General features: G+C 61.1%; 24 protein-coding genes. 11 read left to right on the top strand and 13 right to left on the bottom strand.

Going from position 1 to position 24,591, the window contains the following annotated elements:
- Positions 1–35 precede the first annotated feature (35 nt).
- The gene (locus CKW24_RS08525; protein ID WP_095166992.1) at positions 36–341 is read right to left on the bottom strand and encodes a DUF2288 domain-containing protein; all 306 of its coding nucleotides are present in this window, start codon (positions 339–341) and stop codon (positions 36–38) included.
- A gap of 347 nt (positions 342–688) precedes the next feature.
- Between CKW24_RS08525 and CKW24_RS08520 the strand changes: the two genes are divergently transcribed.
- The 5 genes from CKW24_RS08520 to CKW24_RS08500 all read left to right on the top strand — a co-directional run bounded on the left by CKW24_RS08520 (position 689) and on the right by CKW24_RS08500 (position 5,690).
- Positions 689–1,816 carry a branched-chain amino acid ABC transporter substrate-binding protein gene (locus CKW24_RS08520; RefSeq protein WP_095166990.1) on the top strand — a complete coding sequence of 376 codons (1,128 nt, stop codon included), beginning with the start codon at positions 689–691 and terminating at the stop codon, positions 1,814–1,816.
- 231 nt (positions 1,817–2,047) lie between these two features.
- Complete coding sequence (gene livH, locus CKW24_RS08515; protein WP_095166988.1) at positions 2,048–2,971, top strand: high-affinity branched-chain amino acid ABC transporter permease LivH; 924 nt, start codon at positions 2,048–2,050, stop codon at positions 2,969–2,971.
- Complete coding sequence (locus CKW24_RS08510) at positions 2,968–4,224, top strand: high-affinity branched-chain amino acid ABC transporter permease LivM (RefSeq protein WP_095166986.1); 1,257 nt, start codon at positions 2,968–2,970, stop codon at positions 4,222–4,224. The genes livH and CKW24_RS08510 overlap by 4 nt, the downstream gene beginning before the upstream one ends.
- A complete protein-coding gene (gene livG, locus CKW24_RS08505; protein WP_095166984.1) occupies positions 4,221–4,988 on the top strand; it encodes a high-affinity branched-chain amino acid ABC transporter ATP-binding protein LivG in 768 nt (255 codons plus the stop codon). The genes CKW24_RS08510 and livG overlap by 4 nt, the downstream gene beginning before the upstream one ends.
- On the top strand, positions 4,989–5,690 hold the full coding sequence (locus CKW24_RS08500; protein WP_095166982.1) for an ABC transporter ATP-binding protein: 702 nt from the start codon (positions 4,989–4,991) through the stop codon (positions 5,688–5,690).
- A gap of 59 nt (positions 5,691–5,749) precedes the next feature.
- Here the strand turns inward: CKW24_RS08500 and CKW24_RS08495 are convergent, their stop codons facing one another.
- The gene (locus CKW24_RS08495; RefSeq protein ID WP_095166980.1) at positions 5,750–6,658 is read right to left on the bottom strand and encodes a LysR family transcriptional regulator; all 909 of its coding nucleotides are present in this window, start codon (positions 6,656–6,658) and stop codon (positions 5,750–5,752) included.
- Positions 6,659–6,762: 104 nt separating this feature from the next.
- Between CKW24_RS08495 and CKW24_RS08490 the strand changes: the two genes are divergently transcribed.
- Complete coding sequence (locus CKW24_RS08490) at positions 6,763–7,362, top strand: short chain dehydrogenase (protein ID WP_095166978.1); 600 nt, start codon at positions 6,763–6,765, stop codon at positions 7,360–7,362.
- 11 nt (positions 7,363–7,373) lie between these two features.
- On the opposite strand, the gene CKW24_RS08485 is transcribed toward CKW24_RS08490, so the two are convergent.
- Entirely contained in the window at positions 7,374–7,721 is a 348-nt protein-coding gene (locus CKW24_RS08485; protein WP_095166976.1) for a hypothetical protein, read from the bottom strand.
- A 183-nt stretch (positions 7,722–7,904) separates the two neighbouring features.
- On the opposite strand from CKW24_RS08485, the gene CKW24_RS08480 reads away from it, so the two are divergent.
- Positions 7,905–8,579, top strand: a complete 675-nt coding sequence (locus tag CKW24_RS08480) for a hypothetical protein (protein ID WP_095166974.1) — start codon at positions 7,905–7,907, stop codon at positions 8,577–8,579.
- 106 nt (positions 8,580–8,685) lie between these two features.
- Positions 8,686–10,299, top strand: coding sequence for an NAD(P)/FAD-dependent oxidoreductase (locus tag CKW24_RS08475; RefSeq protein ID WP_095166972.1), 1,614 nt, complete (start codon positions 8,686–8,688; stop codon positions 10,297–10,299).
- 206 nt (positions 10,300–10,505) lie between these two features.
- Here the strand turns inward: CKW24_RS08475 and CKW24_RS08470 are convergent, their stop codons facing one another.
- Positions 10,506–11,600, bottom strand: coding sequence for a PLP-dependent cysteine synthase family protein (locus CKW24_RS08470; protein WP_095166970.1), 1,095 nt, complete (start codon positions 11,598–11,600; stop codon positions 10,506–10,508).
- Positions 11,601–11,850: 250 nt separating this feature from the next.
- Here CKW24_RS08470 and nhaA point away from each other — a divergent pair, with 250 nt between their 5' ends.
- Positions 11,851–13,038, top strand: coding sequence for a Na+/H+ antiporter NhaA (gene nhaA / locus CKW24_RS08465; protein ID WP_095166968.1), 1,188 nt, complete (start codon positions 11,851–11,853; stop codon positions 13,036–13,038).
- Positions 13,039–13,112: 74 nt separating this feature from the next.
- Here nhaA and CKW24_RS08460 read toward each other — a convergent pair whose 3' ends face one another.
- A complete protein-coding gene (locus CKW24_RS08460) occupies positions 13,113–13,577 on the bottom strand; it encodes a glycine zipper 2TM domain-containing protein (RefSeq protein ID WP_095166966.1) in 465 nt (154 codons plus the stop codon).
- Between the two features lie 167 nt (positions 13,578–13,744).
- Between CKW24_RS08460 and CKW24_RS08455 the strand changes: the two genes are divergently transcribed.
- Positions 13,745–13,981 carry a hypothetical protein gene (locus tag CKW24_RS08455; RefSeq protein ID WP_095166964.1) on the top strand — a complete coding sequence of 79 codons (237 nt, stop codon included), beginning with the start codon at positions 13,745–13,747 and terminating at the stop codon, positions 13,979–13,981.
- Positions 13,982–13,986: 5 nt separating this feature from the next.
- On the opposite strand, the gene pdxH is transcribed toward CKW24_RS08455, so the two are convergent.
- The 5 genes from pdxH to dinG form a co-directional block, all read right to left on the bottom strand.
- Positions 13,987–14,634, bottom strand: coding sequence for a pyridoxamine 5'-phosphate oxidase (pdxH, locus tag CKW24_RS08450; RefSeq protein WP_095166962.1), 648 nt, complete (start codon positions 14,632–14,634; stop codon positions 13,987–13,989).
- A gap of 24 nt (positions 14,635–14,658) precedes the next feature.
- Positions 14,659–15,801, bottom strand: coding sequence for an OmpA family protein (locus CKW24_RS08445; protein ID WP_095166961.1), 1,143 nt, complete (start codon positions 15,799–15,801; stop codon positions 14,659–14,661).
- Between the two features lie 139 nt (positions 15,802–15,940).
- Complete coding sequence (locus tag CKW24_RS08440; RefSeq protein WP_095167145.1) at positions 15,941–17,086, bottom strand: serine hydrolase domain-containing protein; 1,146 nt, start codon at positions 17,084–17,086, stop codon at positions 15,941–15,943.
- A gap of 114 nt (positions 17,087–17,200) precedes the next feature.
- A complete protein-coding gene (locus tag CKW24_RS08435) occupies positions 17,201–19,585 on the bottom strand; it encodes a beta-galactosidase (protein ID WP_095166959.1) in 2,385 nt (794 codons plus the stop codon).
- A gap of 82 nt (positions 19,586–19,667) precedes the next feature.
- Positions 19,668–21,812, bottom strand: a complete 2,145-nt coding sequence (gene dinG, locus CKW24_RS08430) for an ATP-dependent DNA helicase DinG (protein WP_095166957.1) — start codon at positions 21,810–21,812, stop codon at positions 19,668–19,670.
- Between the two features lie 99 nt (positions 21,813–21,911).
- Between dinG and CKW24_RS08425 the strand changes: the two genes are divergently transcribed.
- Positions 21,912–22,376 carry a CopD family protein gene (locus CKW24_RS08425; protein ID WP_095166955.1) on the top strand — a complete coding sequence of 155 codons (465 nt, stop codon included), beginning with the start codon at positions 21,912–21,914 and terminating at the stop codon, positions 22,374–22,376.
- Positions 22,377–22,628: 252 nt separating this feature from the next.
- Here the strand turns inward: CKW24_RS08425 and CKW24_RS08420 are convergent, their stop codons facing one another.
- The 3 genes from CKW24_RS08420 to CKW24_RS08410 all read right to left on the bottom strand — a co-directional run bounded on the left by CKW24_RS08420 (position 22,629) and on the right by CKW24_RS08410 (position 24,515).
- A complete protein-coding gene (locus CKW24_RS08420; protein WP_095166953.1) occupies positions 22,629–23,387 on the bottom strand; it encodes a hypothetical protein in 759 nt (252 codons plus the stop codon).
- Positions 23,380–23,658, bottom strand: a complete 279-nt coding sequence (locus CKW24_RS08415; RefSeq protein WP_095166951.1) for a DUF1145 domain-containing protein — start codon at positions 23,656–23,658, stop codon at positions 23,380–23,382. Before CKW24_RS08415 ends, CKW24_RS08420 begins: the two co-directional genes overlap by 8 nt.
- A 140-nt stretch (positions 23,659–23,798) precedes the next feature.
- A complete protein-coding gene (locus CKW24_RS08410; protein ID WP_095166949.1) occupies positions 23,799–24,515 on the bottom strand; it encodes an OmpA family protein in 717 nt (238 codons plus the stop codon).
- Positions 24,516–24,591 lie beyond the last annotated feature (76 nt).

The raw sequence follows: 24,591 nt of genomic DNA, 5'->3' as shown, positions 1-24,591 counted from the left end.
CTGGCGCAGCCTTCGCACCAAACGGGTGCACTGCGTTAAACCGGCGCCCTTTCCTGGATCAGAATCCACGGTGAAACCACCACAGCCCACAGTTCTGGATCGCGCTCGAAAAGATCCAGCGCCCGCGTTTCAGACAGCTTCGCGAGCTGGTCGGCGGCCAGCCAGGCAGCCACTTTCTCGCCTTCGTCCTGCGCCACCGCCTCGGCAGCGGCGATCAAATCCAGGCCAGGATCGACCCACAATAGGGCGCCCTTGGCAAAGAACGGTTCCAGTTCCTTCCAGGTAATAGATGCAGTTTCACCAAGCAGCTTGGCATAGAGGGTGCTAGGTTCTTGAGTCATGGGTCCTGTCCGCAAATGAAATCGACGCAATCATAACGTTGGTGCTCTGGCAGAAAAACCCGGATTCAAATGCGTCATCGAACGAAAAGTACCGGAACGCCCAGGCAATGCTGCTGATTCAGCTATAAGCCGGCCAAAGCCATGGCGTTATTCTGTCTTTTTCTTTCAATAAAGCGACACCACCAGGTTTTGCCCCCAGCAGCCAGCTTTTCAAGCGAACAACCGGCGCTCTACACTGTACCGGTACAGTTGCCAGGGGCATTTCCGCGAGAGACTTAGGTCATCTACCGGTTCTGCGCCTCAGGCCGCCAGAACTATAAAAATTACAACAGTAAGAGTGGAGCACTATGAATAAGGCTACTAAGCAGATTTCCAAACTGTTTGCCGCTATGGTTCTGGCCGGGGTTGCCAGCCATTCGTTCGCAGCTGACACCATCAAGATCGGCATTGCCGGCCCTAAAACCGGCCCTGTAGCCCAATACGGCGACATGCAGTTCAGTGGCGCCAAAATGGCCATCGAACAAATCAACGCCAAAGGCGGCGTCAACGGCAAGAAACTCGAAGCCGTTGAATACGATGACGCCTGCGATCCAAAACAAGCCGTGGCCGTTGCCAACAAAGTCGTCAACGATGGCGTCAAGTTCGTGGTCGGTCACCTGTGCTCCAGCTCCACTCAACCGGCTTCGGACATCTACGAAGACGAAGGCGTGATCATGATCACCCCGGCTGCCACCAGCCCGGACATCACCGCCCGTGGTTACAAAATGGTCTTCCGTACCATCGGCCTCGACAGCGCCCAGGGCCCTGCCGCCGGTAACTACATTGCCGATCACGTAAAACCGAAAATCGTTGCCGTACTGCACGACAAACAGCAATACGGTGAAGGCATCGCCACCGCCGTCAAGCAAACCCTCGAGAAGAAAGGCGTCAAGGTTGCCGTGTTCGAAGGCATCAACGCCGGCGACAAAGACTTCTCCTCGATGATCGCCAAGCTCAAGCAAGCCAACGTCGACTTCGTCTACTACGGCGGCTACCACCCGGAGCTGGGCCTGATCCTGCGTCAATCCCAGGAAAAAGGCCTGAAAGCCAAGTTCATGGGTCCGGAAGGCGTGGGTAACGACTCCATCTCGCAGATCGCCAAGGACGCTTCCGAAGGCCTGCTGGTAACCCTGCCGAAGTCCTTCGACCAGGACCCGGCCAACGTTGCCCTGGCTGATGCATTCAAGGCCAAGAAAGAAGACCCGAGCGGCCCGTTCGTGTTCCCGGCGTACTCGGCTGTTGAAGTCATCGCCGGCGGCATCACTGCAGCCAAGAGCGAAGACGCGGCCAAGGTGGCAGAAGCCATCCACGCCGGTACTTTCAAAACCCCGACTGGCGACCTGAGCTTCGACGCCAAGGGCGACCTGAAAGACTTCAAGTTCGTGGTCTACCAGTGGCACTTCGGTAAACCTAAAACCGAAGTTTCGCCTCAGTAAGGCCTTGCCTGACTGACTGCCAACAAAGCCCACGGCGTGCCGTGGGCTTTGTTTTACGAATGTATGGGCCGCGCCTGCGTGATCCGCAAGCCTCCCCACCTGAAAATCTCAAAACCGTCATCAGCGGTTCGCTGGCAAACCTCATGCCCGAAGAGGATGCAGATCCTCGGGGCTCGAGCGGGAAAATGACTCCACCAGTGAAATGCGTATCAGGTTTTTAGGAGCGTTGTAATGCCTGACCTCTATCACTTTTTCCAACAGCTGGTTAACGGTCTGACCGTTGGCAGCACGTATGCCCTGATCGCCATCGGCTATACGATGGTTTACGGCATCATTGGAATGATCAACTTCGCCCACGGCGAGGTCTACATGATCGGCTCCTACGTGGCGTTCATCGCCATCGCCGGGCTGGCCATGATGGGACTCGACAGCGTCCCGTTGTTGATGACCGCAGCCTTCATCGCGAGCATCGTCGTTACCAGTGCCTACGGCTACAGCATCGAACGGATCGCCTACCGCCCATTGCGTGGCAGTAACCGTCTGATTCCGCTGATTTCCGCCATCGGCATGTCGATCTTCCTGCAGAACACGGTTCTGCTGGCGCAAGACTCCAAGGACAAGTCCATTCCCAACCTGATCCCGGGCAACTTCTCCATCGGGCCAGGCGGTGCATCGGAAGTAATGATTTCCTACATGCAGATCGTGGTGTTCGTGGTGACGCTGGTGGCCATGCTTGGCCTGACGATGTTCATCTCCCGTTCGCGCCTGGGTCGTGCCTGCCGCGCCTGCGCCGAAGACATCAAGATGGCCAACCTGCTGGGTATCAACACCAACAACATCATTGCCCTGACCTTCATCATCGGTGCTGCACTGGCGGCGATCGCGGCCGTCCTGCTGAGCATGCAATACGGTGTGATCAACCCGAACGCCGGCTTCCTGGTCGGGCTCAAGGCCTTCACCGCCGCGGTACTGGGCGGCATCGGCAGTATTCCGGGCGCCATGCTTGGCGGTCTGGTGCTGGGTGTGGCTGAAGCATTCGGTGCTGACATCTTCGGCGACCAGTACAAGGACGTCGTGGCATTCGGCTTGTTGGTTCTGGTGCTGTTGTTCCGTCCGACCGGCATTCTGGGCCGTCCGGAGGTTGAGAAAGTATGACTAGGAATCTTAAATCGGCGCTGTTCAGCGCCTTGCTGGTGTGGGCCGTGGCCTACCCGGTACTGGGTCTGAAACTGACCATCGTCGGCATCAACCTGGAAGTCCACAACACCAGCCCGGCCATCCTGGCGACCATCGCCCTGTGTTCGGTCCTGATGTTTTTGCGGGTCCTGTTCAGCCACCAGATCAGCGCGGCGTGGAAATCCTCGCCAAACATGCCGCTGATCCCGGCCAAGGCCAGCAACTTCCTGACCCTGCCCACCACTCAGCGCTGGATCATCCTGGCCCTGATCGTCGGCGCCCTGGTCTGGCCGTTCTTCGGCTCGCGCGGGGCGGTGGATATCGCCACCCTGATCCTGATCTATGTGATGCTCGGCCTGGGCCTGAACATCGTGGTCGGCCTGGCCGGCCTGCTCGACCTGGGTTACGTCGGCTTCTACGCCGTCGGCGCCTACAGTTATGCGCTGCTGTCGCATTACTACGGCCTGAGCTTCTGGATCTGCCTGCCTATCGCCGGGTTGATGGCGGCCACTTTCGGCTTCCTGCTCGGCTTCCCGGTACTGCGCTTGCGCGGCGACTACCTGGCGATCGTGACCCTGGGTTTTGGCGAGATCATCCGCCTGTTCCTGCGTAACCTGACCGACCTCACCGGCGGCCCGAACGGCATCAGCAACATCGAGAAGCCTACGTTCTTCGGTCTGACTTTCGAACGTAAGGCCGCCGAAGGGCTGCAGACGTTCCACGAGTACTTCGGCCTGCCGTACAACTCGATCAACAAGGTGATCTTCCTCTACCTGGTTGCCCTGTTGCTGGCCCTCGGTGCGTTGTTCGTGATCAACCGCTTGCTGCGCATGCCGATCGGCCGTGCCTGGGAAGCCCTGCGTGAAGACGAAATCGCCTGCCGTGCCCTGGGTCTCAATCCCACGGTCATCAAGCTGTCGGCCTTCACCTTGGGTGCCAGCTTTGCCGGTTTTGCCGGGAGCTTCTTTGCTGCCCGTCAGGGTCTGGTCACACCGGAGTCCTTCACCTTCATCGAGTCGGCGATCATTCTCGCCATCGTCGTATTGGGTGGCATGGGCTCGCAACTGGGGGTGATTCTTGCCGCCGTGGTGATGATCCTGCTGCCGGAAATGATGCGTGAGTTCAGCGAGTACCGCATGTTGATGTTCGGCGCCTTGATGGTGCTGATGATGATCTGGCGTCCTCAAGGCCTGCTGCCCATGCAACGTCCTCACATGGAGCTGCGAAAATGAGCCGTGAGATCCTCAAAGTCGAAAATCTGAGCATGCGCTTCGGCGGCCTGCTGGCGGTCAACGGCGTGGCCCTGACCGTCAAGGAAAAACAGGTCGTGGCCCTGATCGGTCCCAACGGCGCTGGCAAGACCACCGTGTTCAACTGCCTCACCGGTTTCTACAAGCCGAGCGGCGGCAGCATCCTGCTGGACGGCGAGCCGATCGAAGGCCTGCCCGGCCACAAGATTGCCCTCAAAGGTGTGGTGCGTACGTTCCAGAACGTGCGGTTGTTCAAGGACATGACCGCGGTCGAGAACCTCTTGATCGCGCAGCACCGTCACCTGAACACCAACTTCCTGGCCGGCCTGTTCAAGACCCCGTCGTTCCGCAAAAGCGAACGCGAGGCCATGGAGTTTGCCGAGTACTGGCTGGAGAAGGTCAACCTCAAGGAGTTCGCCAACCGTACCGCCGGCACCCTGGCCTACGGTCAGCAACGGCGCCTGGAAATCGCCCGCTGCATGATGACCCGTCCGCGGATCCTCATGCTCGACGAACCGGCCGCCGGCCTGAACCCCAAGGAAACCGAAGACCTCAAGGCGCTGATCAGCGTCCTGCGTGAAGAACACAACGTCACCGTGTTGCTGATCGAGCACGACATGAAACTGGTCATGAGCATTTCCGACCACATCGTCGTGATCAACCAGGGCACACCGCTGGCCGACGGCACGCCGGAACAGATCCGTGACAATCCTGAAGTGATCAAAGCCTACCTGGGGGAAGCGTAAATGCTGCAATTCGATAACGTTTCCACCTTCTACGGCAAGATCCAGGCCCTGCACAGCGTCAACGTGGAAATCCGCCAGGGCGAAATCGTCACCCTGATCGGTGCCAACGGCGCCGGCAAGTCGACCCTGCTGATGACCCTCTGCGGCTCGCCGCAGGCTCACAGTGGCAGCATCCGCTACCTGGGTGAAGAACTCGTGGGGCAGACCTCGGCGCAGATCATGCGCAAGAGCATTGCCGTGGTGCCGGAAGGTCGTCGGGTGTTTTCCCGCCTGACGGTGGAGGAGAACCTCGCCATGGGCGGATTCTTCACCGACAAGGGCGATTACCAGGAGCAAATGGACAAAGTCCTGGGGCTTTTCCCACGTCTGAAGGAACGCTTTGCCCAACGCGGCGGCACCATGTCTGGCGGCGAGCAGCAAATGCTCGCCATCGGCCGGGCGCTGATGAGCAAACCCAAGCTGCTGCTGCTCGACGAGCCGTCGCTGGGTCTGGCCCCGATCATCATCCAGCAGATCTTCGATATCATCGAACAACTGCGTAAGGACGGTGTGACGGTGTTCCTGGTGGAGCAGAACGCCAACCAGGCATTAAAGATCGCCGACCGCGCCTACGTTCTGGAGAACGGCCGGGTGGTCATGCAAGGCACTGGTGAAGCCCTGCTGACCGACCCCAAGGTGCGCGAAGCGTATCTGGGCGGCTAAGCCCTGGCAGTCAAGAGAAAACGGCCTTCGGGCCGTTTTTTTATGCGCCAAACAACTGATTACAGGCGGTCCAGCGCCTCCCCACTGCGCTTGAACCAACCGATCAGGTGATCGGCCAGGACCTGGGTACGCCTGGGCAAGCCACCTTGATACGGGTGCACCAGATACATCGGCATGCTGCGGGTCTGGTAGTCACGCAGCAACCAGCGCAAACGGCCGTCAGCCAATTCCGCCTGCAACAGGTAGGACGGCAGGCGCGCAATCCCGGCGCCAGCCAAGGCGGCTTTTTTCAACAAGTTGTAGTGGTTGCTGGCGAACGGCCCGGATACCCGTACCCGCAGCAATTCGTGCTGCTGGTGATACAGCCATTCTTCGCGGCCGCTGTAGTGGCTGTTGAGCAGACAGCGGTGGTCGGCCAACGCTTGGGGGGCCTGGGGCTCACCGAACTGCTCGAGGTAGGCCGGGCTGGCGCAGGTCATTTCGTGCCAGGCCAGCAGCGGCTTGGCCACCAGTCGCTCGTCATTGGCGACCTCGGAGCGGATCGCCAGGTCGAAGCCGTCGCGAGACAGGTCGCGGTAACTGTTGTTCAGCTCCAGCTCGATCTGCACCTGCGGGTACTGGCGAGAAAACTCCAGCAACAAGCCATCAAAAAACGTCTCCCCCAATGACACTGGTACGGTGATCCGCACTGGGCCGGCCATGTCGTCCTTCAGGCGCGCTAACGCCTGGCGTGCGCGCTCCACCTGCACCACCAGTGCCTGGGCCTGGGGCAGCAACGCCGCACCGGCCGCGGTCAGACTCAGCCGGCGCGTGGTGCGCTGCAGCAATACCACACTGAATCGCGCTTCCAACTGGCTGATGCGCTTGGACAGTTGGCCCTTGCTGCAGCCCAGGCGCTGCGCCGCCAACGTGAAACTACCGGCTTCGATCAGCACGGCGAATGCCGCCAGGTCATCCATTTCACTCATGGATTGTTTCCATTTGAAAACCAAAGGTTGCCTATTAGCACGCTTATCCGAGCAAAAAACCACTCTAGACTGAAACCTCGTTCACCCCTTGAGGAAACAGCACGATGAAAATTCTATTGATTGGCGCCAGCGGCACCGTGGGTTCGGCAGTCGACAAAGAGCTATCGGCACGTCACGAGATCATTCGCATCGGCCGCAGCAGTGGCGATTTCCAGGTCGACATCAGCGACAGCGCCTCGATTCGCGAGCTGTTCGGCAAGACCGGAAAGTTCGATGCCCTGGTCTGCGCCGCTGGCAACGTGACCTTCGCGCCCCTGGCCGAGATGGACGCGCAAAGTTTCGCCCTGGGCCTGCAAGACAAGTTGATGGGCCAGGTCAATCTGCTGCTGATCGGCCGTGAGTTTGCCAACGATGGCGCTTCGTTCACCTTCACCAGCGGCGTCCTCAGCCACGACCCGATTCGCAGCGGCGCATCGGCGGCACTGGTCAACGGTGCACTGGACAGTTTCGTGCGGGCCGCCGCCATCGAACTGCCCCGTGGCTTGCGCGTCAACTCGGTCAGCCCTACGGTGCTGGTAGAGGCCATGGGCAGCTATGCGCCCTACTTCCGCGGCTACAAACCGGTGGCCGGCGCCGATGTCGGGCTAGCCTATGCCAAGAGCGTGGAAGGCTTGCAGACCGGGCAGACCTTCCACGTCGGTTGATCGTGACTGTTTCATTCCAGGAGGCTAGGTACCAGCTCCCTGGCAATGGCGCGCGATATCGAGACCCGGAACAGCGCACCCACCACTGAATGTACGGTGGCCGTGTTTACCGCCCGGCCATTGATCAACAGGGTCAATGGCTGTCCGATCGACTCCGCAGTGACCTTGCGCATGCGTTCAGCAGCCTGGGGGGAAAGTGTGACACTCAAATCCACAGTCTCGGTGCTGGATCTGTCGATGTCCTTTAACAACAGTTCCATCCTGGTGAAGTCCATGGCCGATGAGAAACCGATCTCGGCAGCCTGACTGGAGGTGAATACCACCATTGCCAACAACACCGTCCAAACCTTGCAGTGCATGTGCACTCTCCTGATTCAATGGGAAAACCTGCTCGCAGGGTAGCCTATGCCCGGCGGCGTCCGCCCACAGGAACATCGCACACAATGTTGCAGAGGGCGCACCTGTATAGGCTCTGGCAACACTGGCCTTGTGATCGCTGGCCTGCCTGCGTAACGTGTCGGCACCTGCCTGGAGACCCAACGATGCGTGCTGCCCGTTCCCTGATGTTTGTCGCCCTGCTCCCGCTGTTTGCCGGTTGCCAGTTGCTCGAGAGTTCGCCCCAGGCGCCCTCCACCGCTGGCCTGACCCGCATGCAGGGCGAGCTCGGCATGGCCAACGGCAAGCTGGTGTTCAAGCCCTGCCAGGGCAACACCCTGTATGCCGTGCATGACGGCGGCAGCACCAGCGTCATGCAAGAGGCCGCCACACTGGCCGGGACCCAGCACCAGGTATTCGCCGATCTGCGTGGCCGGGTACCCTCGGCAAAAGTTACGGACGGCCAGGCGCAACTGGATGTCCAGCAACTCTATCGCCTGGAACGCTCGACGAGTGCCTGCAACAGTCCAGACTTCCAGAAACTGATCTTGCAGGCCGGCGGCAATACGCCCAACTGGAGCGTCAAGATCAGTGGCAAGGGCATGCTGGTCGAGCGCGCTGGACAACCGGCCCTGGTCCTGCCCTACCTGGAAGAACAATTGGGTGACGGGCGCTTTCACCTCAGCAGCGAAGCCAATAACCAACGCGTCGAACTGTGGATCGCTCCCCAACGCTGCGTCGACCCGAGCCGCCCCAGCGTCCAGTTCATGAGCGCCGAGTTGCGGGTTAACGATCAGGTACAACGTGGCTGCGCCTATTTTGGCGGCTCACGCAGCGACTGATGCGACGAGCTGTTGTTTTAGCCTCACTGGAAATCCCGGTTGAGGCTTATAATCTGCGGTTTGCAACGCCTTGGCGCATTGGTGCGCCCGCGAACCGGATACCGACATGTTACGAATCACCGAACTCAAGCTGCCAATCGACCATCCCGAAGAAGACCTGCGCCCTGCCATCGTGCAGCGCCTGGGCATCGCCAGTGATGACCTGCTCGATTTCACCTTGTTCAAGCGCAGCTACGATGCGCGCAAAAAGTCCTCCGAACTGTGCTTCATCTACACCATTGACCTGAGCCTGCGGGACGAGGCCAAGGTGCTGCAGGCGTTCGCCGATGACCGTAACGTCAATCCCGCCCCGGATGTCAGCTACAAGGTCGTGGGCCACGCCCCACAAGACCTGAGCGAGCGCCCGGTGGTAGTCGGTTTTGGTCCCTGCGGGATTTTCGCCGGGCTGTTGCTGGCCCAGATGGGCTTCAAGCCGATCATCCTCGAGCGTGGCACCGAAGTTCGCCAGCGCACCAAGGACACCTGGGGCCTGTGGCGCAAAAGCGTGCTCAACCCCGAGTCGAACGTGCAGTTCGGCGAAGGCGGTGCCGGTACGTTTTCCGACGGCAAGCTGTACAGCCAGATCAAGGATCCCAAGCACCACGGCCGCAAAGTCCTGCACGAGTTCGTCAAGGCCGGCGCGCCGGATGAAATCCTCTACGTCAGCAAGCCGCACATCGGTACGTTCCGCCTGACTGGCGTCGTGGAAAACATGCGTGAGCAGATTCGTGCCCTGGGTGGCGAAGTGCGCTTCCAGCAACGGGTCACCGACGTGCTGATCGAAGACGGCCAACTGACCGGCGTCAAACTGGCCAGCGGCGAGCAGATCAACTCCCGCCACGTGATCCTGGCGCTGGGCCACAGTGCCCGCGACACCTTCCGCATGCTCCACGGCCGCGGCGTGTACATGGAGGCCAAGCCGTTCTCCGTGGGTTTTCGCATCGAGCACCCGCAATCGCTGATCGACAGTGCGCGCCTGGGCAAGTACGCCGGTCACCCGAAACTCGGCGCCGCCGACTACAAACTGGTGCACCACGCCAAGAACGGTCGCTCGGTCTACAGCTTCTGCATGTGCCCAGGCGGTACGGTGGTAGCAGCTACCTCCGAGCCCAATCGTGTAGTCACCAACGGCATGAGCCAGTACTCGCGTAACGAGCGCAACGCCAACTCCGGGATTGTCGTGGGTATTACCCCGGAAGTGGACTACCCGGGTGGCCCGCTGGCTGGTATCGAGTTGCAGGAGCAACTGGAGTCCCACGCCTTTGTGCTCGGCGGCAGCAACTACGAGGCACCGGCGCAACTGGTCGGCGATTTCATTGCCGGCAAGCCGTCGACCGCGCTGGGCAGCGTCGAACCTTCCTACAAACCTGGGGTGGCCCTGGGTGACCTGGCGCTGGCATTGCCGGCCTTTGCCATCGAAGCCATCCGCGAAGCCCTGCCGGCATTCGAGAAGCAGATTCGCGGCTACTCGTTGCATGACGCGGTGCTGACCGGGATCGAAACCCGCACCTCGTCGCCCCTGCGCATCACCCGTAACGAGTCGATGCAGAGCCTGAACGTCAAGGGCCTGTTCCCGGCCGGTGAAGGCGCTGGCTACGCGGGTGGGATTCTCTCGGCCGGCGTCGATGGGATTCGCATTGCTGAAGCCGTGGCTCGGGATATCCTGGGCTTGGAAGCCTGACACACAATCACTGCAGCAACACACAACCTGTGGGAGCGAGCTTGCTCGCGATAGCGGTAGATCAATCAACATTGGTGTTGAATGTGAAACCGTATTCGCGAGCACGCTCGCTCCCACAGGGGAAAGTCGAACGCCATAAAAAGCAGGTCTACCGGCAGCTTCCACAGGTCCTCACTACCATGGAGGCCTTGAGCGTCTGATCTATCTCAGATGTTTGCGCGCAACACACTGGCCGGCAGTGCCTCACCCCGCTCGACGCTGGCCGCAACGGCCGCGATCAAGCCACTCAACTCGTAACCCTGGGCCTTCAGCCAGTCTTGATCGTAGTAGGTGGTTGCATAACGCTCGCCGCCGTCGCACAGAATGGCCACGATCGACCCACTCTCCCCCGCCGCGACCATCTGCTGGGCCGCCATCAACGCGCCAATCAGGTTAGTCCCACTGGAACCGCCGACGTTGCGACCCAAGCGTTGCGCCAGGTAATGCATGGCCGCCAGTGACAAGGCGTCCGGCACCTTGACCATCGCATCGATCACCTTCGGCAGGAACGACGCCTCGACCCGCGGCCGACCGATGCCTTCGATACGCGAACCACACTCCAGGCGCAGGCTCGCATCGCCACTCAGGTAATAGTCAAAGAACACCGAACGCTCGGCATCGGCACAGAGTACCCGGGTGGCGTGCTGCCGGTAACGCACGTAGCGCCCCAGGGTCGCGGTGGTGCCGCCGGTGCCGGGGCTGGAAATCAGCCAGCTGGGTTCCGGATGCCGCTCGAAACGCATCTGCTGAAAGATCGACTCGGCGATGTTGTTGTTGGCCCGCCAGTCGGTGGCGCGCTCGGCGTAGGTGAACTGATCGATGAAGTGCCCATCGTGCTCACGGGCCAGGCGCTCGGACTCGGCATAGATCTGCGTCGGGTCCTGCACCAGGTGGCTCTTGCCGCCGTAGAACTCGATTTGCGCGATCTTTTCCCGGGAAGTGCTGACCGGCATCACCGCAATGAACGGCAGTCCCAGCAGTCGAGCGAAGTAGGCCTCGGAGATCGCCGTCGAACCGCTGGACGCCTCGATCACCGGGGCGCCCGGCTTGAGCCAGCCATTACACAGTGCATATAGAAACAGCGAGCGGGCCAACCGATGCTTGAGGCTGCCGGTGGGATGGCTGGATTCATCCTTGAAGTACAACTCGATACCCGGCAGCCCAGCCAACGGCAACGGGATCAGGTGGGTATCGGCACTGCGCTGGAAGTCGGCTTCGATGATGCGGATGGCTTCGCGGGCCCATTGGCGGCTGTCGCTCATGGTGGGTTACTCGTGGAATCAATGACGGCGGAAGGAAACCTGAGGGTGACAACAGGCCAATTCTTAAGCTTAGGAAAAAACCTACATAACGCACAGGTACAGCTGGGGTTCAATACGTCAGCCAACTGCTAGGCTGTGTGCAGCTTGGGTTGTAACGGCATATAACAAAAAAGAATATAACTTTTGTTTTAACAACTAACCGCACAGGTTAGGGTGTGCCACCTTTTGAATCTATAGATGGAGAGCGACCTTGCCTCTGCGTAGCACTTTCACTCGTTTCTTTCAGTTGGAAGCTGCCAGCGGTCTGTTATTGATTGCCGCTGCAGTCCTGGCCCTGATCATCAACAACTCACCGCTGTCCTGGCTCTACACCGGCTTGCTGGACACCCCCGTGGTGGCCCAGATCGGCGCCTTGAAAATCGCCAAGCCGCTGTTGCTGTGGATCAACGACGGCCTGATGGCCCTGTTCTTCCTGCTGATCGGCCTTGAGGTCAAGCGTGAAGTCCTCGATGGTCACCTGTCCAAACCTTCGCAGATCGTCCTCCCAGGTGCCGCCGCCGTCGGTGGCATGCTGGTGCCAGCGCTGATCTACTGGTTCCTCAACCGCGACAACCCGCCGGCCCTGAATGGCTGGGCGATTCCGACCGCCACCGACATTGCCTTCGCCCTGGGCGTACTGGCCTTGCTGGGCAAGCGTGTACCGGTGTCGCTGAAGCTGTTCCTGATGACCCTGGCCATCATCGATGACCTGGGCGCGATCATCATCATTGCGATCTTCTACTCGGGCGCGCTCTCGACCCTGTCGTTGATGCTGGCGGGCGCATGTATTGCCGCGCTGGTGGCGATGAATCGCCTGGGGGTGGTCAAGCTGGGCCCGTACATGATCATCGGCCTGATCCTCTGGGTCTGCGTGCTCAAGAGTGGTGTCCACGCCACGCTGGCCGGGGTGACACTGGCGTTCTGCATCCCGTTGCGCACCAAAAATGCCGAGCCCTCGCCCTCTCTGAGCCTGGAACATGCACTGCATCCGTGGGTCGCCTACGGCATCCTGCCGCTGTTCGCGTTTGCCAACGCCGGCCTGTCGCTGAGCGGCGTCACCGTCGAGAGCTTCACCCACATGGTGCCGATGGGCATCGCCATCGGCCTGCTGCTGGGGAAAACCGTCGGTGTGTTCGGCCTGACCTGGCTGGCGGTTAAATCCGGTATTGCTGCCCTACCCGCCGGCGCCAACTGGGGCCAGGTCCTGGGTGTGGCGATTCTCTGCGGGATCGGCTTCACCATGAGCCTGTTCGTCGGCTCCCTGGCCTTTGAGGCGGGCAGCAGCGAATACGCCGGCATGGACCGCATGGGTATCCTCACCGGTTCGCTGTTCGCCGCCCTGATCGGCTATGCCGTGATGGTGGTAGCGAGCCGCAAGAACCCGGCACAGGCTGCCTAGCCAGCCGATTAAAAGCCAGAAAAACAAAACCCCGATCAGTTGCCTGATCGGGGTTTTGTTTTAACGGTTGGAACTTAGTGCGATACGCGGCTGGTGCCGTCGACGGTGGAGATACGTACACGCTCACCCACACGGAACACTTCGTTTTCCTGAACCTGCTGCACATAGGCACGCATGCTGCCGTCGTCTTCACGCACGGTGATTTCCACGCCCTGGGTACGGGTCAGGCCTTCTTCAGTGGCCGAACCGATCAAGCCACCCGCTACCGCACCAATGACCGCGGCAACGATACTGCCTTTGCCGCCACCAATCGCGCTGCCACCGACACCACCTACCGCCGCGCCAGCAAGGCCGCCGATAGGGGTCTTGGTGCCTTCGATTTTCACCGGACGCAGGGACTCGATGGTGCCCATGCGCACGGTCTGCACGCGACGCGCTTCGTCACGGGAGTAGGAGTCACCGGTCAGGCTGGACTGGCAACCTGTGAGCAACATCGCCATCGTGGAAAAGGTAGCAACCAGCAGAACAGACTTACGCATAACATCAACTCCAAAGGACAGGTATTCATTAAACTCCGCAGCTTGACGCCTGTCACGGCGCCGCCCGGATAAAATTGGTTTCATTCAGGCGCGGTACAGCGGCGTCTGCGAGGTCATCACACAGTAGCGGCCATTCTGAAAAATTGCGTCATCCCTAAAGGATTTCCATGGATTACTTCATCATTATCGTCACCACGGTCGCCGGCCTGTACTTCCACTGGTGGCTGTACGTGCGAATCAAGCGCTGGATGGACCGCGACCTGGCGCTGTCATTGGCGGGTAATGACGAACAGAAAAAGCAGTTCATGCTGCAGCAACTGGACCGTGCCCGGCAGCAACGCATCAAACGCCGCGACCTGGCGCAGTGGCTGGAGGCGGCCGCAGCCACCTATCCTGCCCGGTAGACTGCTCAGGGCGCTAGACGTTCACGACTCCAACTACCGTCTTGCAGACGGTAGTTCAAGCGATCGTGAAGACGACTGGCACGCCCCTGCCAGAACTCGATGCGCTCGGGCAACAGGCGATAGCCGCCCCAATGCTCCGGGCAATCGGGCTGGCTATCGCGAAAGCGCTGCTCGGTAGCCTTGAGCAATCCTTCAAGCTCAGCACGATCGGCGATCACTCGACTCTGCGGGGAAGCCCACGCCCCCAGGCGACTGCCCAATGGCCGCACCTGGTAATAGGCATCGGACTCCTGCGGCGTGACCTTGACCACCCGCCCCTCGATGCGCACCTGGCGCTCCAGGGCCGGCCAGAAGAAGGTCATGGCGGCATAGGGGTTGGCCGCCAACTGCTGGCCCTTGGCACTCTGGTAGTTGGTGAAGAAGGTAAAACCTTGCTCATCCAGGCCCTTGAGCAACAGGATCCGGCAATGCGGACGACCCTGCGCATCAACAGTGGCCACGGTCATGGCATTGGCCTCGACCGGAGGCTGTTCGGTTTTCACCGCCTCGGCAAACCACTGATGAAACAGGGCGAAGGGTTCGGCCGGGGCCTGGGCCTCGGTCAAACCATCGCGGGTGTAGTCGCGGCGCATATCAGCCAGAGCCTGGGTCACGGCGTTTTCCTTGTGCTGGGTCGATCAGTTTGCAGCAGCTTTGGCCGGCACCGGTTTTTTCGCCGGGGTCGGGGTCTTGGCTGGCTGCTTTTTAGCCGGTGCGGCTTTCTTGGCGGTGGTCTTTTTCGCCGGTACAGCTTTTTTCGCTGCCGTAGCTTTTTTATCGGCCAGGGCAACGCTGGCAGGTTTGGCGTCCTGGATCGCAACCATCTCGGCCACCGGCGGGGTCGGCGAGCTGTACTTGCTCAGCAGGGCCAGCATAGTGGTGCGCTGGGTCAGCACGATCTCGACACGTCGGTTCAAGGCGCGTCCCTGGATACTGTCATTCGCTGCACGCGGCATCAGGTCACCCATGCCACGCAACATCAGGCGATCACGCTTCATGCCGCCGAGGCTGAAGATCGAGGCCACCGAGGTCGCACGCTCCTTGCTCAGGGTCTGGGTCGCCGGGGCTGCGCCCGAAGAGTCGCCATGGCCGAGCACCAGTACCGAAGTCTTGGTGTCGGATTCCACCAGCTTGGCAATCCGAGTGAACGGGCCGAGGGTCGAAGGCAACAGCATGGCCGGGCGTTTCGGGTTGAATGCTTCATCCACCGGAACGATCACTACCAGGATGTTCTCGCGACGCTCTACCTGCAGGCGCTTGTCCTGAATAGCACTGCGCAGGCGCGGCTCGTAGTCGTCCAGCCAGGCCTGGGTGATTTTCGGGTCAGGCATCGGTACATCCTTGATGTCCGCCTTGGTCACAGCCTTGGTCTGGTCGCTGAACGGCCACCACCATTTGCTCTCGGAGTCGGCCTTGGCCGCTGCGGCGGCAGCGCTGGTCGCCGTGAGCGGCACCACAGGCGCGGTGGTTTTGCTATCGACGGCGGCTTTGGTGGTGCTCTCCTTGGAGGAGAACGGCCACCAACTGCTGCCACTGTCCTGGGCCTTGGCCACAGGAGCCGGAGTTGTCGGGGCGGTAGCAGTAGTCTTGTCGGCAGGTGCTGCCGGCGCCGCTTTGGCATCGACCTTGGCGTCCGGCTTGGCGCTGCCTTTGTCCGCAACCTTGTCGGAACCGGAACCGAATGACCACCAAGGGCCACCATCTGCGTCACTTTGTGGGGTTTGTGCACAACCGGTGATGCTGAGACACAGGGCCAAGGCTAAAAATTTGTTCGGTGACATGGGATATCCACAAAATGAGATAAAAAGCTGTGGGTCTGCGACCCGTATAAACAGATGCTGTGCAACATGAAAAGCCACAGGGTTCCATTCCATGACTTGGTGGCATCTTTTATCAGAAAAATGCCTGGCAACCACCTTTTTACAGACAATCGCCGAGAACCCGCACCAGCCTCTGCGCACGCGGGTCCATCAACACGTAAGGGCCCAGGGTATTGGTGACAAAACCGAAGGCCACATCGTGCTCGGGATCAGCAAACCCGACGGATCCCCCCGCCCCAGGATGACCAAAAGCCCGAGGGCCGAGGCCGAAGGTGGCGTTGGGTACGTCCGGCTGATCCAGCATACAACCCAGGCCAAAACGCGTCCGGGTCAGTAGTGTCTTGTCCTCGCCCAGGCTGTGCTCGCGCGTCAGTTCCTGGAGCATGTCACTTTCCAGCAGGCTGCCATCCAGCAGTCCGCTATAGAAGCCGGCCAGGCTGCGGGCATTGCCGTGGCCATTGGCCGCCGGCTGTTGCATTCGTCGCCACTCTGGCTTGTTGGTGCTGGTCATGATCGAGGGCGGATTGGTAAACGCCCGGGTGCTCATGGCTGTTGGCTCACGCAAAGTGACCTGCAACAGGCGCTGGGCGGCCGCATCGCCGACGTTGCCTTTGCCCCGTGCGATGTGCGCCACCCGATGGAACTCTGCATCGGCCAGGCCGACATGGAAATCCAGCCCCAAGGGGCGTGCCACCCGCGCGACGATCGATTCGCCCGGACCGCGGCCATCGGCCCGACGCAACAGTTCACCCACCAGCCAGCCATAGGTGATTGCCGCATAACCATGGCCTTCACCCGGCGTCCACCAAGGAGCTTCGGCCGCCAGGGCCTCCACCATGGTCTGCCAGTCATAGAGTGCTTCGGGTGCCAGCAACTCACGCAGTGCCGGCAGGCCTGCCTGGTGGCACAACAACTGGCGCAAGGTCACCGCTTCCTTGCCGGCGGCGGCGAACTCGGGCCAGTAGCGTGCGACCGGCGCATCGAGTTGCAGCTTGCCCTCGGCAACCAGTTGCAGGGCGGTCACGGCGGTAAAGGTCTTGGTGCAGGAAAACAGATTGGCGATGGTATCACTGTGCCATGCCTGACTGCCGTCCTTGTCGGCCGTGCCCGCCCACAGGTCGAGGACGGTTTCGCCACCGATCTGGATGCACAATGCCGCGCCGCGTTCCTGGGAGTTATCGAACAGTGCCGCGAAGGCTTCGCGTACTGCTTCGAATTGAAGCTCGTAATGACCCTGAATCTGCACCAACCACTCCCCGGAGAAACATCTCGAATCGTTAGCGCATTGTTCCAGCCCTTGAGGGTTTTGGGAACCCGCTCGGGCTGGGCGGTCGCTGGTTTAAAGGGGTTGTTTCAGCGATTAATGGCCATTACCCGAATGCCCACCGGTGTGGCCGCCCTGCCCCGCGCCCTGCGGCTCGTGAGCAGGCTTTTCGCCCTCGGGTTTGTCACCCGCATTGCCGGCTTTCTCGGCGGCCAGTCGGGCTTGTTCGCCCGCCTTGGCGAGCTGATCGACGGCCTGCAGATTGGCCTTGCGCACACTGTCGACAAAACCTTGAAACGGAATATCGGTGATCCCCACCAGGCCAAAATGTCCGTTTTCGCCATCCAGCAAGCGCCCGGTCACCGGTTGATCGAGGTACTGGAACCAGTGCACCCCGACAATCGACGGCTCGCTGAGCGCCTGTTTGACGAAGTTGGCATACGCCGGTCCCCGCTCCTCCTCCCTCGCCAGCTCCGTTACCCCACCCCAGAATGGGCCGCGATCCCGTGAACCGAAGTTGAACTCAGTGATCAGCACCGGCTTGTCCAGCGCCTGCAACTGGCTGAAGTCATAGCCGTCCTGGGGCTTGAGCGTGTACAGGTTGAAGCTCAGCACATCGCAATACTGTGCACAGGACGCCACCGCTTCGGGCGTACTGACGGCAAACCGGCCGCCGAGCAGCAGGTGGTTCGGCGCATGCCATTTCAACGAATCGGAAATGGTCTTGAAGTAGGTGTCGGCAAAGACCTTCTGGAAGTATTTGAAGTCGGCTTCGATTTCCGGATGCTCGGGATTGGGTACCGGCGGCACAAACCCCGGGTCTTCCATCAATTCCCAGGCTGGCAGATCAATGCCCCAGGCCTTCGACAGGCCGGCCTGATTGCGGTATTTATCGCGCAACTGCTTGAGGAAGGCGCGTTTGGCCGGCACGTCGGTGGTCATTTTCAACGTGCCATACGCCAGGGCATAACGCGCCTTGGGATCGTCACCGGGACCGGCCCAGGCCAGCTCGTTGTCCGCAAAGTAGCCGATCAACCAGGGATCATCCCGATGATCGCGTGCGGCAATGGCCACTGCACGTTCGGTGGCCATGGCAAAACGCGGGTCGAACGGGTCGGGCATGCCGCCCCACCAGTCGTTCCCGGTACTGATGCTGGTGTAATCGCCGACGATCGACAACGGCAAGGTGTAGGGCATTCGTGCGCTGTGGCCCAGAGCGGGCTCGCTCCAGTTGCCCAGGGTGTTGAAGCCCCACGCCTGCAGGCGATCCAGGGTGTGCCCGGCCCAGCGTTTTTCATCGAAGGCATAAGGTGCGCACGGCGCGACGGGCGCTTCGGCGCCGGTCTCGGCAACCTTCGCCGGGGTGCCGGCGACACAAGGCTGACCGTAGGTGCGTTGCAGGTTGGCGCCATAAAAGTCATACCAGCGACCGCCATTGAAGGCACGCCCGCGATCGACGCCATTGCCGCCGCGGTTATCGCCCTCACCGTAATGCACGGCCAGCGGCTGGTCGTTGCCCGGCAATACTTCGAACATGCCCTCGCGGCCGGCGACGTAAGTCTGGCTGGCGTCTGCAGTGACCGTGTTGACCCCCAGGGAGTAGAACGGGTGACCTTGTGGTGTCACCAGGTACCAGCGCCCGTCGCGTTTCTCGGTGCGAAAAAAGCCGCTGGCCTTGAAGGCCGGGCCCTTGTTCAAGCCGCCGTAGGCGTCCAGGGCCGAGCGCTCGCGCTGGGCCAGCCAGCCACTCAATTGCTGCTGTTCCTTGGCGGCGGCCGCCTTGAGCTGCTCGTCAGTGGCGATCTTTTCCGGCCATTTCGCCCGGCTCGACTGTCCATAGGCATCCACCAGGGAACCGTAGACCGCCTGGGTGACCGCCGCGCCGTCCTGCACACCAAAGCGCTCGATCAGGATGCTCTGGGCCACTTTCGGCTGATCCATCGACAGAGTGACCGACACTACCTGGGCAGGGTCCAACTCACCCTCGCTGCTGGCCAGCAGGATCCGCTGACCATCAACGGTCATTGGCATCGGCGGGCCGGCCTTCATGCCTTGGCTCAGGGGTGAACTTGGCTTAAGCGGCACCAACAGGGTTTGCGCCGGTCCGGCAGGCAAGTCGACGCGGCTGACCAGGGTTTTACCGTCGTTGCTCTGGATCTTGACGTAAAGCGTCACAGCCCAGTTCATCGCGCTCTGCAGGCGCAGGCTCATGCCCCCCGATTGCGACCAGTCCCAGGCCCCGGTTTGCGGGGTCAGGCGCAGGCTTGGTTGCGCCGTCGGGTTGAACGTCACACGCCGCAGCACTTCGCCCTCGGCCGTTTGCTCCGCGTTGGATTGCGGCAGACTGGCATCCTGTGTCGCCACCTGGACCACATCGGCAGGCCGGACAAAGTTGAACAGCGTCTGCTGCCCGGCGGGTGCCGCCAGCAGAGGCGCAGCGAACATCAGGGCAAAAACAGCGGGTAACGAGCGGCGAATCATATGAACCAGGTTCTCCCTAGGGCCAGTGTGAAATCGGTGATAGGAGATAGACAACGAAGTGGGCGTTTCCGCCCACCCTGTCTCAAGATATTTCGCGACGGAACGGTGGCAAGGCGTTGAGGATCGCCTTTCCGTAACGCTGCGTGACCAGGCGCCGGTCAAGCAAGGTGATGGTGCCGCGGTCTTCTTCGGTGCGCAGCAGGCGACCGCAAGCCTGGACCAGCTTGAGCGAGGCGTCCGGCACAGAGATTTCCATGAACGGGTTGCCGCCCCGCGCTTCGATCCATTCGGCCAGTGCGGCTTCCACCGGGTCATCGGGAACCGAGAACGGGATCTTGGCGATCACCACGTGCTCGCAATAGGCCCCCGGTAAGTCGACACCTTCGGCAAAACTGGCCAGGCCGAACAGCACGCTGGAGTCGCCACCATCGACCCGCGCCTTGTGCTTGTTCAGGGTTTCCTGCTTCGACAGGTTGCCTTGAATGAACACTTGCTTGCGCCAGTCGCGGTCGAGGCCGTCGAACACGTCCTGCATCTGTTTGCGCGAGGAAAACAGCACCAGGGTGCCACGCGAGCCTTCCACCAGTTCCGGCAGGTCGCGGATGATCGCCGCAGTGTGCGCCGGGGCGTCACGCGGGTCGGCACGCAGGTCGGGAACCCGCAGCACACCGGCATCGGCATGGTGAAACGGGCTCGGCACGACCGCCGTCACGGCTTTTTTCGGCAGGCCGGCACGCATACGGAAGCGGTCGAAGGTGCCGAGGGCGGTCAGGGTGGCCGAGGTCACCAAGGCACCGTAGGCGATATTCCAGAGGTTGCGCCGGAGCATTTCCGCAGCCAGGATCGGGCTGGCATTGACCTCGATATCGAACAGCGAACCGCTTTCGGCCAAGGTCAGCCAGCGCGCCATGGGCGGGTTGTCTTCCGGGTCTTCGGCGGTAAAGGCGGTCCACAATTCCCAGTTGCCCTGGGAGCGAGACAGCAGGCTGCCAAACAGCGGGTACCATTCTTCCGCCTGGTTGCTGGCGATACCAATGTTGACCTCCCCGTCCATACCTTCCTTGAGCAGCTCCGTGAGCCGGGTGAAGACATCGGTAAGGCGGGCAAAGCCCTTCTTCAGTTCGATGCCCATCTCGCGCATGTGCTCGGGAATCACCCCACCGACAAACCGATGACGCGGGCGCTCACGGCCTTCGACGTCTTCGCCGGGCTTGAAGTCGGCTACTTGCTCGCAGGCACTGAACATGAACTGCTGCTGGGTCTTGATCTCACGCGCCAACTCCGGCACTTGCTCGATCAGCTTGCCCAAGTCGCCGGGCAACGGGTGCTGGGCGAGCAACTTGGTGAGATTCTTGGCGGTGGTTTCCAGCCAGTCGGCGGTGGAGCGCAGGCGCGTGTAATGGGCGAAGTGGCCGATGGCCTTGTCCGGCAGGTGGTGGCCTTCGTCAAACACATAGATGGTGTCACGCGGGTCCGGCAGCACGGCACCGCCACCCAGGGCCAGGTCGGCGAGGACCATGTCGTGGTTAGTGACAATCACATCGACCTTGCCCATGCCTTCGCGCGCCTTGTAAAAGGCGCACTGACCAAAATTGGGGCAATGGCGGTTGGTGCACTGGCTGTGGTCGGTGGTCAGGCGCGCCCAGTCGGCATCTTCCAGGGCGGTGGACCAACTGTCGCGGTCGCCGTCCCACTTATTGCCGGCGAGTTTCTCGATCATGCTGGTGAACAGCTTCTGACTGGCCTCATCGACCTCGATCTTGAAGCCTTCTTCCTCGAACAGCTGGGCCGTGGCGGTTTGCGCGTGGCCTTCTTGCAGCAGCATGTCGAGCTTGGACAGGCACATGTAGCGACCCCGGCCCTTGGCCAGGGCAAAGCTGAAATTCAGCCCGCTGTTGCGCATCAGGTCCGGCAGGTCCTTGTAGACGATCTGCTCTTGCAGGGCGACGGTGGCGGTGGCAATCACCAGGCGCTTGCCGGCGGCCTTGGCAGTGGGAATCGCCGCCAGGCTGTAGGCCACGGTCTTGCCGGTACCGGTACCGGCTTCCACCGCGACAATCGCGGGGTCGCCACTGCGCCGGCCTTCGTCGTCGGTGTCGATGTCACCCAGGACTTTGGCAATTTCGGCGATCATCAGGCGCTGGCCGTAGCGCGGCTTAAGGCTCTTGGCTTCGAGAAAACGCGAATAAGCGCCCTGGATCGTGGTTTTGAGTTCAGTGCTGATCATGGATTGTCGGGCGCAAAAAACGCTGGATAAATTTTCAGTGGTTCGGATCGGCCGCTATCATACCCCGCTAATTAATCCCGCGCAGAACGGAGTACCCCAATGACACTTTTCGCCTTCATTTATAGCCTGCACACACTGGCAGCCCTGGTGTGGGTCGGCGGCATGTTTTTCGCCTGGATGGTCCTGCGCCCCGCTGCCGTAAAGGCCCTCGAGGGCCCGGCCCGCCTTAAATTGTGGGTGGAAGTGTTCCCGCGCTTTTTTCTCTGGGTCTGGATTGCCGTGCTGATCCTGCCGATCAGCGGCGTCGGCCTGATCCACCTGCGCTTCAACGGCTTCGAAACCGCACCACGCTACGTGCAGATCATGATGGGCCTGTACCTGGTGATGACTGCATTGTTCATTCGTATTCAAGCACTGCAACTGCCCGAGCTACGCAAGGCCGTCCTGGCCGAAGACTGGCCGACCGGCGCCGCCACCTTGGGCGGGATACGGCGCCTGGTGGGAATCAATTTGATTGTAGGATTGGTGCTGGTCGCAATTGCGGCGGCGCGCCCGACATTTTAAAGACACAGAGCCCGCCGCCCCCAGCGACCACCGCGCAACCGGCCGAGCGTTAGCTCGTCTGAAGCTTTTAATCTCGAGGCCGCTGGGGCGAGGACTGCGTCCTCGAACGCAGCCTCGCGGGCTCGGCAGCTGCTACAGGGGATTGCCGAGATTGATCATGTGGCGCAGGTCGTCATCGCGGGCAAGCCCGCTCCTACAGTAATTTGCGGTACTTGCAGATCCCGCATCCCCCGACAAAACCCCAATCACTCCCTACAGCCGCTGCAAACTAACAGCCCCAGCCGCTCCCTCTACCCCTGGCTGCCCCGCCACCCCAGGCCGCCCGCTCTTACCACCATCGGCACGATAAACCAGACACCCCTTGGCCTTGCCCCCCGCACCAGGCTTACCTCCTGCCCCCGGCACCCCTCCGGCGCCACCCTCAACCTGCACCTTGATCTGCTGCTCTGGATAATCACGTGGCAACTCCAGACGCACCAAAGCCCCTGGCGCACCAGCACGACCATCCCCCCCGTTATCCCCATCGGCACCACGGCCAGCCTCGCCCCAGGTGCAACCGGGCTCCTGACCGTTGGCCCCATCGAGCCCCACATAACCCGGGGCGCCAGCGCCACCGCGCGCATCCACCGACAACTCGGGCGCGCTCAACGACGCAATCCGCAAATTCAGGTTACGCCCGCCGCGAGCGGCCTTGAGGTAAGTACCCGGCGCACCACGGGAAGTAATCTGGCTACCACTGGCAAGCTGGGCATGCCCGACCTTCAACTGCAGGACCTGCTCACTGGGAACAATCGCAATCCGCGCCTCGCGCCCCAGGCGTAACTGACCCACGTCCAACTCAGTAACGTTCGAGGGGATCAGCAAGGTGCCATAGTCCGCAACGTCCAGACGCTCCAGCTGCAGGGTGCTGGTGGTATTGGGCAGACGCATCAGCGAATGACTTTCAACACTGACCACCTGCGCCGTGGCCAGTGGGCTTACCAGTGCGGCAAGCAAACAGAGTTTACGCATGGCGATGCTCCCCAGACGTAGGGGCAGACAGGGTCCGCAGGTGAAAAATGCCAAACAGGAGGATTTGCAGGCGATCACGCCACGGGTGAGGGCGGCCCTTGAGGTTGCGGTGCACCAGCAGCACTTCCAACAGGTGGGTCAGCAGCAACAGGCTGGCCGCCAGATTGACCAGCAGATCAATCGGGTTGATTAGCGGTTCCACAAGATTGACCAGCACCACCAGCCAGAACATCAGGGTCAAACACTTGCCCAGCCCCCAAAACACTTTCATACGCTCCCCCGTGCTTCATTATTCTTTGCGCGCACAGTAACGACTTCCACGAGGGATGCGCCAGAGGTCCGTGAAAATTCTTGCGCGCCGGGCTGTTTAGCTGCCGGATCGACGAGGATCGACCATCCGGCAGCCGTCGATCAGCGACCGATCACCAGTTCAACCCGACGGTTTTTCGCCCGCCCTTCTTCGCTGGCGTTGTCGGCCACAGGCTGGCTTTCGCCCATGCCCTGGCTGGTGAGTTTGTCCGGCGTCAACCCCTGCTCCAGCAGGAAGGCGGCGACACTGCTGGCGCGCCGTTCGGAGAGCGCCTGGTTGTAGGCGTCTGTTCCCTGGCTATCGGTATGCCCGACCACCTTGATACTCAGTACGTCGGCGTTTTTCAGTTTATCCATCAACCCCACCAATTGTTCCTGGGCCGCTGGAGTCAATTGCGCGGAATCGAAGGCGAACAACACCTCTCCCTGGTCACTCAGGGTGATCACTTCACTTTGCGGTTCGACCGGCTTGACGGTGGCCGGGTACTGGGGAATCGGACACCCCCTGTTGTCGACCGGGGTATTGGCCGGGGTATCCGGGCAATGATCGCGACGATCGAAGACCCCGTCTTCGTCCTCATCGCCATCCTGCGCGTAACAGATCAAGCCTCCCGTCAACAAACCGAGTGCCGCCCCACCTGCCGCCCAACCACCACTTTCAATCGCGCCCAGGCCACCGCCCACCAGGCCGCCGATAAGGCTGCAGATCGGCCAGGTACGTTGATTGAGGGGGGCAGTGCCGTCGCTGTGGGTGGCGCAACCTGTCAACAGGCTGCCGAACAGTAGTACCGGTATCACGGTCCGCGCACGAAGACTCATGGTGAATGCTCCTGTGTTACCGGCCCATACCGGTCACTCAGGAGTAAAGACCCGCATCCGCGACTGCACAAGCCGC

The organism is Pseudomonas sp. Irchel 3H3 (assembly GCF_900187635.1).
GTDB lineage: Bacteria > Pseudomonadota > Gammaproteobacteria > Pseudomonadales > Pseudomonadaceae > Aquipseudomonas.
Note: the sequence above shows the minus strand (reverse complement) of the source record. Positions and strands in the feature narration are given on the sequence as shown.

Bases quoted from the DNA above. Each gene is read 5' to 3' on its own strand.
- CKW24_RS08510 (WP_095166986.1), top strand. From the start codon at position 2,968: ATGACTAGGAATCTTAAATCGGCGCTGTTCAGCGCCTTGCTGGTGTGG.
- CKW24_RS08480 (WP_095166974.1), top strand. From the start codon at position 7,905: ATGCGTGCTGCCCGTTCCCTGATGTTTGTCGCCCTGCTCCCGCTGTTT.
- CKW24_RS08445 (WP_095166961.1), bottom strand. From the start codon at position 15,801: ATGTCACCGAACAAATTTTTAGCCTTGGCCCTGTGTCTCAGCATCACC.
- CKW24_RS08410 (WP_095166949.1), bottom strand. From the start codon at position 24,515: ATGAGTCTTCGTGCGCGGACCGTGATACCGGTACTACTGTTCGGCAGC.
- CKW24_RS08470 (WP_095166970.1), bottom strand. From the start codon at position 11,600: ATGAGCGACAGCCGCCAATGGGCCCGCGAAGCCATCCGCATCATCGAA.
- livG (WP_095166984.1), top strand. From the start codon at position 4,221: ATGAGCCGTGAGATCCTCAAAGTCGAAAATCTGAGCATGCGCTTCGGC.
- CKW24_RS08460 (WP_095166966.1), bottom strand. From the start codon at position 13,577: ATGCGTAAGTCTGTTCTGCTGGTTGCTACCTTTTCCACGATGGCGATG.
- dinG (WP_095166957.1), bottom strand. From the start codon at position 21,812: ATGATCAGCACTGAACTCAAAACCACGATCCAGGGCGCTTATTCGCGT.
- CKW24_RS08485 (WP_095166976.1), bottom strand. From the start codon at position 7,721: ATGCACTGCAAGGTTTGGACGGTGTTGTTGGCAATGGTGGTATTCACC.
- CKW24_RS08415 (WP_095166951.1), bottom strand. From the start codon at position 23,658: ATGAAAGTGTTTTGGGGGCTGGGCAAGTGTTTGACCCTGATGTTCTGG.
- CKW24_RS08455 (WP_095166964.1), top strand. From the start codon at position 13,745: ATGGATTACTTCATCATTATCGTCACCACGGTCGCCGGCCTGTACTTC.
- CKW24_RS08420 (WP_095166953.1), bottom strand. From the start codon at position 23,387: ATGCGTAAACTCTGTTTGCTTGCCGCACTGGTAAGCCCACTGGCCACG.
- CKW24_RS08520 (WP_095166990.1), top strand. From the start codon at position 689: ATGAATAAGGCTACTAAGCAGATTTCCAAACTGTTTGCCGCTATGGTT.
- CKW24_RS08525 (WP_095166992.1), bottom strand. From the start codon at position 341: ATGACTCAAGAACCTAGCACCCTCTATGCCAAGCTGCTTGGTGAAACT.
- CKW24_RS08495 (WP_095166980.1), bottom strand. From the start codon at position 6,658: ATGAGTGAAATGGATGACCTGGCGGCATTCGCCGTGCTGATCGAAGCC.
- CKW24_RS08490 (WP_095166978.1), top strand. From the start codon at position 6,763: ATGAAAATTCTATTGATTGGCGCCAGCGGCACCGTGGGTTCGGCAGTC.
- CKW24_RS08435 (WP_095166959.1), bottom strand. From the start codon at position 19,585: ATGATTCGCCGCTCGTTACCCGCTGTTTTTGCCCTGATGTTCGCTGCG.
- CKW24_RS08475 (WP_095166972.1), top strand. From the start codon at position 8,686: ATGTTACGAATCACCGAACTCAAGCTGCCAATCGACCATCCCGAAGAA.
- CKW24_RS08500 (WP_095166982.1), top strand. From the start codon at position 4,989: ATGCTGCAATTCGATAACGTTTCCACCTTCTACGGCAAGATCCAGGCC.
- CKW24_RS08425 (WP_095166955.1), top strand. From the start codon at position 21,912: ATGACACTTTTCGCCTTCATTTATAGCCTGCACACACTGGCAGCCCTG.
- livH (WP_095166988.1), top strand. From the start codon at position 2,048: ATGCCTGACCTCTATCACTTTTTCCAACAGCTGGTTAACGGTCTGACC.